This window comes from Mangrovibacterium sp. (assembly GCF_059905295.1).
Genome location: NZ_JBZQJF010000174.1, coordinates 26,747 through 35,205, shown reverse-complemented (window position 1 = coordinate 35,205; position 8,459 = coordinate 26,747). Strand labels below are relative to the sequence as shown.

The following is an 8,459-nucleotide window of genomic DNA, read 5'->3' as shown; positions in this document are numbered from 1 at the left end:
GGTTGCCGTTTCATTCGGAACAGTATAGCTTACCGTTAACTCGTAGCTGTCAGCTGATTTATCAATCTCAACAAAAGGAGGTATTGCAGGGCTACCGGTAGGTCCACAACCCGTTTCATGCGCAAAAGCACTCGAAGCATAAGTAATGTTTGACACCGAACCTGTACATACTTCGCTCCCATCCAACGTAATGGCGTAATCAAATTTGAAAGGCTCACTATCGATCGTTGGGAAGGTAACCGTCCACTGAATTTGTGTCGCGGTGCTGGTTTCTCCTGATTGGCATAAGCTGGTTTCTCCGGTAACCGAGGCATCAAAGTTATTTTCCTGTACTTCGATCGGACGCTCCAGCGTTACAGAGCAAGTTCCGTTCGATTTGATGACCTCAATCATATAGCCTTCGGCATCATAATCAGCATTTGTAAATTGAACAGAAATATTTGCTTCAGTATCGCCGGCGGCAGTAGCATACACCACAGAACCATCCGAGTTTTTTGTAATCATCCAACTGTAGGTGTAACCATCGTCATCAGTAGCACCGTCAACAGTATAGCTGTGTATTGAGCTGAGCATCGGCTTGCCCCCGGAACCAACTCCTGTTGGCAGGCTGGTTGCCGGAAAACCGTCATAAACAATCTCCGGCGCTTTTACCGTCACCCCTTGATAAGCAGTAGCCGTTCCATTGCCACAGACGTCGGTTATAGTCCATTCAATGGTATAGTTGCCTTCCGGGAATGTTCCGATTAAAACTTTTGTATCTGTATCCAATGTTATTCCACTCACACTGGGGCTAATCGTATAGGTGTATGAAACTCCGCTACACGAACCTTCAAAATCAGGCAAGGGAATTTTCTGTATGCAACCCGGTGTAGTTGATGTAAATGTTGGTAATGAGCCTGCCACAACGCCGGGGAATGACGGACCTGTAGTTCCGGTTAGTGTAATTGTTTGTGTACACTGATCAAGCTCAGTTGTTCCATCCAAAATCGAGTAAGTACGCTCAATCTCACAATTTCCTGAAGTAGATGAAGTCACAGGAAGAATAAGATCTTCTACCTGCAGTGTCAAGCCAGTGGTATCTATACAGCTACTTATTAATGTTCCACCGGCTTCGAAGAATGTTTTAAAACTAGAAATTGTGTTTAACTCTCCTGAACAGGAAACAGAAGTTGCCACAGGACAATTTATTGACAATTCGTCTTTGGCAGTTTCAAGAGTAACCGTATTCGTCTTATGCCATCCATCTGTATTTTTGAAAACGGCATAATAATCTCCACCAGCCGTTACATCCAGGGTACTCTCAGCGTTCTTTGCAATTCGACTTCCATTGAGATACCAGGAAACCATTACCGGATTATTTGGGTCAGAAATGACAAGCGTTGAATAAGAGTTTTCACAGATAACTTCAGGAGATGCACTCAAACTATTCGAACGGTCAAGTTCCCAATCCAAAATCTTCTCATAAATACCTTCAGGCAAAGAATCAGGCTCAACAATATTTATAAAATCAGTTAATCCTCCGGCATCGCACGAGTCTGCGTTTACCTCTGTTAGTCCATCATAAACTCCGTCCGGGCATTTTATTAACTGATTTCCAAAACCATCAATATTTTCAAAGACATAAACACTGGCACTATCAACAGTCGCATCAATGTGCTTATCATTCTTAGCATCGCCCAATTTGGTCAAATTATCCAGAACAATAAAAATACTTGACAAGCTCAACTCCGATTGATTACTTAAAGTAGCATTACCAAAAACGACTACAACGGCATCGTCATAAGTAATTAAAGTCCCGTTGTTCCCTATTGACAGATCTCCGTACACGGTCAAAATTCCGGATACGACAAGTGTATCTGTAACTGTTAAATCACCATCTACCGTCAAAGTTGTACCTTCTGAAACAACCACATCTGTATAGATTCCGGCTACAACGGTTGTATCTGAAACAACATCCAACCGCCCTGCGGCCTGTCCTCTATAGCTAAACAACAACAATAGCCCCAAAAGAAATAGTAATTTTAATCGATCTGTTGTGGTCAGTTTCATAACGCTTCAGTCTTATTTGGAGGAAAGTTTTAATAGACATGAAGTGCTTGATAAACGAGTAACGCAAGCCCTCAAACGACAGCTCCTTCTAATAGAAAGCACTATTGTTAAGCCCGCAGACAAAAACACATCACTTAATTTATCACCTATAAACTCCATTAATCCTCCAGTATAGAAAATCAACAAATTCAGTAGGCTGAGTCAGGCCTCGCTAACAAACCTGAAAACGAGACATATAAAATTTATCAATGCTCATTTAAGAGACATTGCTGTAATAGTTAAAAACTGAAACTGATTATTTTCTTAAAAGAAAAGAATTTCCCTCTTTCAATCCCCCGCACCACATCAACGAATCGCACCTAGATTTTAATCTTCACAAGAAAGGTTGATTCAAAACCCTCATAATCCAAACCATAATAAGCCCCATTTTCACTATCCAGAATCCAATACTGTTATATAAACTCAACCGGAAACAAAATTAATGGGACCTGCTTCTTCAGAGAAGCATATAAGATCAAACTCGGTGTAAAAAATACAATTAGTGGCATTTCATCGACATTATGCTGAAATGATGCAAAATCAGACAAAACATCGAATATTAATACTTTTGGGAAAGACAATTAGATTTATCTATAAAAACGTCTTGTTGATCGAACTTTTACGAAATCATAATCTATTATGCAGTAATAGGTGCAGAAGCTCATCTTTAAACTTAGGAGATACTTTTAGTTGGGATTTATCGATCATTTCAACCATTCCACCGTCGGTTTTCACATAACGACTAATACAACCGATATTAACTAAATGAGAACGATGTATTCGGAAAAAGCCATGCGGGACTAATAGCTGATCGAATTCAAGCAAGGTCCGGCTAATTAAAACGGAAGAACCGTCTTTGTAAAAAACACGCGTATAATTCCGCTCACCTTCACAACGCAAAATGTTTTTCACTTTTATAATCGCAAAACCATTCATTTCTGGTAAAGCAATCGTTGCATCATTTTGTTCTTCAGCACGCTCAATCTGAGTTTTCAGGGATACAAATTCCTCTTTATGCTTTATTCCTGCCGATTTAAGAATTCGTTGAATTGTAGATTTAACATTCTCGGGCAACACCGGTTTTAGGATATAATCGAAAGCCGAATATTTAAATGCGGTTATCGCATAATCATTATACGATGTAACAAACACCAACCTGAAATCGACTTCAAGCAACTGATCAATCAAATCGAAACCAGTACCATCCGGCATTTCTATATCTAAAAATACCAAATCCGGATCGATTTCATTAATCAACTTTAGGCCTTCTTCAACACAGTCGGCTTCACCGACAATTTCAAGTTCTGAAAAATTTTGACTGATGATGCGATGTAAGATCTTTCGCGCAAGCTGATCATCATCAATGATAACGGTTCTGAGCATATCCCTTTTTATTCGAATACACTAAACTAAGAAAAAAATACGATCTACCCTTTCATTATAGTAAATTATTTAGAGGATTATGATCTAAAAATCAAGGATCAAAACATTTTCGTTAAAATCATCTGAATATGCTTATTTTTGCAGCCTAAAACAGCACAATATGGCTTACATACTTCATTTAGAATCATCGACCTCAATCTGCAGTGTTGCCCTGGCTAAGGACGGTCAACTAATCGACATACAAGAGAGCAGCGAAGGACAAAATCATGCCCGTTTGTTGAGTGTTTTTGCAGAAGATTTATTACGAAAAAATGAGCTTACAGCCGATCAATTAGCGGCTATTGCGGTGAGTGAAGGTCCTGGATCGTATACCGGCTTGCGCATTGGTGTGTCGCTGGCTAAAGGTCTTTGTTACGTTAATCAAATTCCGTTAATCGCGATTAGTCCGTTACAAGCCATGGCCGAACAGGTCATCCGACGGAAAACAGAGTTAAATCTGAACTTGTCTTCCCATAGTATGCTAATCCCAATGATCGATGCACGCCGGATGGAAGTATACACAGCTGCCTACAACGTGAATAATTCTGAAATTCGATCTGTATCTGCAGAGATAGTTGATGAAAATACCTTTGCAGAGGATTTAAAGGAAAACCAGTTAGTATTCTTTGGAAATGGTGCTACAAAATGTGCAGAGGTCATCAAACATGACAATGCTTGCTTCATAGATAACATTCAAACTTCGGCACAGTTTATGTGTAGCCTTGCATGGAAAGCTTTTCAAAATAAGCAATTTGTGGATCTTGCCTACTTTGAACCCTTTTATTTAAAGGATTTCATCGCTGGTAAGCCACGAAAAAATATTTTAAACAGCTAGCAGGAATTGTTCAGTTCTCAAACTTTCGTCTATTGAGATTCAAGGAGAAATGCATAAATTAGTTAATGGGTTTGTAAAACTGTCAATCTTGCTGATTAGAAAGTTGAACTAATGAGACGATATTTATACCTGATATTTTTGTTCATCATAGCCTCTTTATCCTTACAGGCTCAACCTATTGAGAAGTTCGAGTATTACCTAAAATACAGCTTCATTAAAGGAGGTGAGGCTTTTATCTTAGTCAGTGACACAACGTATAACGGAAATCCTGCACTACATTATTACCTCCGCGGACAAACAGTGGGTATCGCCGATGCACTTTACAATGTAGACGATATTTACGAAACGATCCTTAACCCGAAAACAGTTCGTCCTTATCTACATATCCGCAATATTAAGGAGCGAAAGTACCGCTATTATAACGAAACGCAGTTCTTTGATAATGACTCGATTTTCAGCCAGCGTTCGGGAGGGAAAATTGTCCCTCACAACATGCTCGATATTTTAAGCATGTATGCTTATCTGCGACAAAATGATCTACTGGACTCACTGAAAGTGGGCGATACATTCACCTTACCTGTTTATCATGCCAACAAATACTTTATGCTGGAAACCAAGTTTTTGGGAATCGAAAAAATAAAAACAAAGATTGGCGAAAAAGAATGCTATGTTATATCTCCCTGGATTGACGAAGGTAAGTTGCTAAAAAGATCGGATGGTTTGAAATTCTACATCACAAAAGACGAAAATAAGATTCCTGTAGTTTTAGAGCTCGACCTGAATGTTGGCTCCGTCAGAGCTGAACTTGTTTCTTACTTTAAGGTGAATCAAAAGCCCCAATTGAACAATTAGCCATTTTCGGTTCAGACACATCGTAAACAACCCACTATTGCAAAGGGGGTTAAAAATGAAACAGGAGTGGTTGTTTTTGCCATTATTTTCTTACTTTTGCAGCAAATTTCGAAAAACATATAATTCATTCTAAATATGGCAACTACAGCTGATTTTAAAAACGGAATGACGATTGAGTACAATGGCCAACTCTTTACGATCATCCAGTTTCTCCATGTAAAACCGGGTAAAGGTCCAGCCTTCGTACGTACAAAACTGAAAAACGTAAAAACCGGAAAAGTAATTGAAAACACCTTTAACTCGGGTGTAAAAGTTACAACAGTTCGTGTTGAACGTCGTCCGTACCAATACTTGTACAAAGATGATATGGGTTATGTATTTATGCATACTGAAACTTTCGAACAAGTTACAATTGACCCGGATTTGATTGAAAACGCCGACTTAATGAAAGAAGGTCAGATCATCGAGATCAACTTCCACGCTGAAACAGAAACTGCTTTAACTGCTGAACTTCCTCCATTCGTTGAATTGGAAGTAACCTCAACAATTGCCGGCGAAAAAGGTAACACAGCAAGTTCAACAGCATTAAAACCGGCAACCTTGGAAACTGGCGCTGAGATTATGGTTCCGATGTTTATCAACGAAGGTGAGATTCTAAAGATCGACACTCGTGACCGTGCTTACAGCGAACGCGTAAAACGCTAATTACCGACAACGCACAAATATGTCAAGGCTTCTGTTTTAACAGGAGCCTTTTTTGATATTTCTACTTTAATTTTTGGCTTTCCGTTTTTGCTTCAGATCAAGCATGACCAAAACTGAGAAAAAGAACCAAACCGGAACAGCAGCCTTATCCGAGTCCAAGAAGTTGTTTAGAAAACCATGCACAAAATAACTGACCAAAGCCATCAAAACTGCCAGAGTAATTAATTTTTCTTCTCGCCCTTCAGCTCTTTCATATACACGAAATCCGGTACTCATCATTAGCAAAACGAGCACGACAATACTTAACATACCGGGCAAGCCGGATTCAGCCAGTGCCCCCAGATATTCGCTGTGCGCATTACCGCCATCTCCTGAATTGGTACTGATGATGGTTCGTAAATCCGTCCGCTGAAAAGGAGCATATTGAAACATGTAAGTACCAGGCCCCCATCCAAAGACAGGCTTCTCCCTAAACATCGCCAATGCACTACTCCATCGGTTAAGCCTCTCAACATTCGATGCATCAGTCGATATATTAGAGATCGACTCAACATGTCCGGCCAGTTGCGATGATGACTGCTGCTTGTTCGTAGCAAGCTCTTCAATAATCGTATCCTGAAACAAAAGGAAAGCCGAAAAAGCCACGACACCGGTAATAAAAACGGTTCTGAATTTGATCTGCCATAACAACAAGGGGACAATTCCCAAAGCAATCCCAAAGCTTAACCAGGCAGCACGAGTATAGGACAACACCAAAGCACAACAAAAAACAATTAACTGCAAGCCGGCAATAATCCTCCAGCTTCGCTTCATATCCTTGAATCGTGTTATTGCAAATAAAACCGGAATAAAGAACACCAGCATAGCACCGTAAGAAGTGTGATCCTTGAAAAAAGGATTCATGACAAAATTCGCTGCATGACTATCGAAAAAGCCATAGCCGGACTGTCGCCACCAGCTATAAGCGATCACCGGCAAAAAACCAGCACCATACAACAAAACGAAGCGGTAAAAATTGTCTTTATCGCGGAGCAGTTCTTTCCCCATAAGATAGAATGTGACAATGAACCATAATTTAGACAAGCCGTATTTCAGCGAAACAACAACCATGGTTCCGGTAAAGCAGGTAACCAACATCCAACCGAGGTAGAACGCCAATGCCAAACTAATCGGATGGCGGAAAAATTCGCGGGAAACAGGTCGTTCCTGGGCCAGTTTAAGAAGAAACAGGAGCAAAATACCAAACAACAGAGGCTCTGTCGGCAGGTTCATATCGAAAGACAAGCCCGGAACAAGTTCCTTTAAGGGCAAACTCAATGGCGTGAAAAAAGCGACGAAAAGCAAAAGGTAGTCCAAACGCCAAAATGCTAATACAACAATGCCAAACACAATCGGAAGGACATTCAGCCACAACCAGCCTTTTACGACGAACAGAAAAAAGTTCAGCAACAAAAAGATTATTGACAACCCGTAAAAAAGCCCTATTTTCTGACGTTTGGCAAGCAAGATTTAAGCTTTTGGCATTGATAAAGATTCCATAACCAGGATTAGCAAGACAGCCAATAACTCGACTGACAGCAAACTGGCAAGCACAATGATCCACCGGGTAGGATAAGATTTTTTGTCGGCCGGGAAAGGAGCTTCCACCACTACCGAGAAACTTTCGTCCCGGTTGATTATACTATAGATTTCCTCAAATTGATTGCTTATTGTTTGGCGCTGTGCCAATAGCTCCCCCATTTTAGCTTGCATTTGTTGAAACAGGCCACCTTTTTCTGCCAGGTTATCCAGCCTCTTTTTTAAATCGTCCACCGAGCTACGTGAAGCTCCCCGTGCTAATGCTTCTGCATAACCCAAGGTTAATTGTTCCGTTTGACTCTTATAGTCGAGTAAACCATATTTCTGCCGGTATTGTTCCATTTGCTTGTTTAAGCTGTCAATTTCAGCTTGTTTGCGATCTAAATCAGCCTGAAAACCGATCAATTGCCCGGTGTATTTTTCACGGTGCATGCTCATCATTTTGGCATTATAGAACTTGGCCAGTGAGTCTACCATCGCACAGGCAAACTCCGGATCACGGTCCAGAATGCTAATTTCAACAGTCTCATAACGGGTCTTCGAACAAACGACATTTTCATCGTACATCTTCAAAACCTTCGATTGTGCAGAACGCGTATTTGCATTGATCTCATATCGGTTGAGGAGCGAAAAATTATGAATCATTTTTCGCTTCAAGTCAGTCGAGTTTAATACTTCCAACATTTGCTCACTCTCTGATTCTTCTGAAAATGCCTTTGTATTAACCGGGTATAAACGCGCCTGCGACTTAAAGAGGGGAGTAATAAAAACCGGTGATGAAAAAAGAATCGCCAAAGCAATAGCCACAATTCCAATAATTACCAGGTGAAGTTTCCAAGGCCACAATTGCTTCAACAACGACCGGCTTTCCAAGAGGTCTTTCATAAAGAAGATTTATACGGTTTAGATCAGTTTATAAACGAGCAGATCTCCTGTTTAGTACAGGAGATCTGCTTTTTATGCGATATCGAACTCAGCT

Annotated in this window: 7 protein-coding genes; 3 read left to right on the top strand and 4 right to left on the bottom strand. The window is 40.4% G+C overall.

All coding sequences use genetic code 11. From position 1 onward, the window contains the following. Together AC37HE_RS09375 and AC37HE_RS09370 are read right to left on the bottom strand one after the other, a co-directional pair. Positions 1–2,049: hypothetical protein (locus AC37HE_RS09375; protein ID WP_500782570.1), on the bottom strand; the 2,049-nt coding region annotated here is incomplete at its 3' end. A gap of 666 nt (positions 2,050–2,715) precedes the next feature. Continuing rightward, positions 2,716–3,471, bottom strand: a complete 756-nt coding sequence (locus tag AC37HE_RS09370; RefSeq protein ID WP_500782569.1) for a LytR/AlgR family response regulator transcription factor — start codon at positions 3,469–3,471, stop codon at positions 2,716–2,718. Positions 3,472–3,631: 160 nt separating this feature from the next. On the opposite strand from AC37HE_RS09370, the gene tsaB reads away from it, so the two are divergent. The 3 genes from tsaB to efp all read left to right on the top strand — a co-directional run bounded on the left by tsaB (position 3,632) and on the right by efp (position 5,902). After that, entirely contained in the window at positions 3,632–4,345 is a 714-nt protein-coding gene (gene tsaB, locus AC37HE_RS09365; RefSeq protein WP_500782568.1) for a tRNA (adenosine(37)-N6)-threonylcarbamoyltransferase complex dimerization subunit type 1 TsaB, read from the top strand. 111 nt (positions 4,346–4,456) lie between these two features. Continuing rightward, positions 4,457–5,197 (top strand): DUF3108 domain-containing protein, encoded by a 741-nt coding sequence (locus AC37HE_RS09360; protein WP_500782567.1) that lies wholly within the window; start codon positions 4,457–4,459, stop codon positions 5,195–5,197. A gap of 135 nt (positions 5,198–5,332) precedes the next feature. After that, entirely contained in the window at positions 5,333–5,902 is a 570-nt protein-coding gene (gene efp / locus AC37HE_RS09355; RefSeq protein ID WP_500782566.1) for an elongation factor P, read from the top strand. 66 nt (positions 5,903–5,968) lie between these two features. Here efp and AC37HE_RS09350 read toward each other — a convergent pair whose 3' ends face one another. Both AC37HE_RS09350 and AC37HE_RS09345 read right to left on the bottom strand, forming a co-directional pair. Beyond that, entirely contained in the window at positions 5,969–7,351 is a 1,383-nt protein-coding gene (locus AC37HE_RS09350) for an O-antigen ligase family protein (RefSeq protein WP_500782565.1), read from the bottom strand. A 60-nt stretch (positions 7,352–7,411) separates the two neighbouring features. Beyond that, on the bottom strand, positions 7,412–8,365 hold the full coding sequence (locus AC37HE_RS09345; RefSeq protein ID WP_500782564.1) for a GumC domain-containing protein: 954 nt from the start codon (positions 8,363–8,365) through the stop codon (positions 7,412–7,414). Between the last annotated feature and the right edge of the window lie 94 nt (positions 8,366–8,459).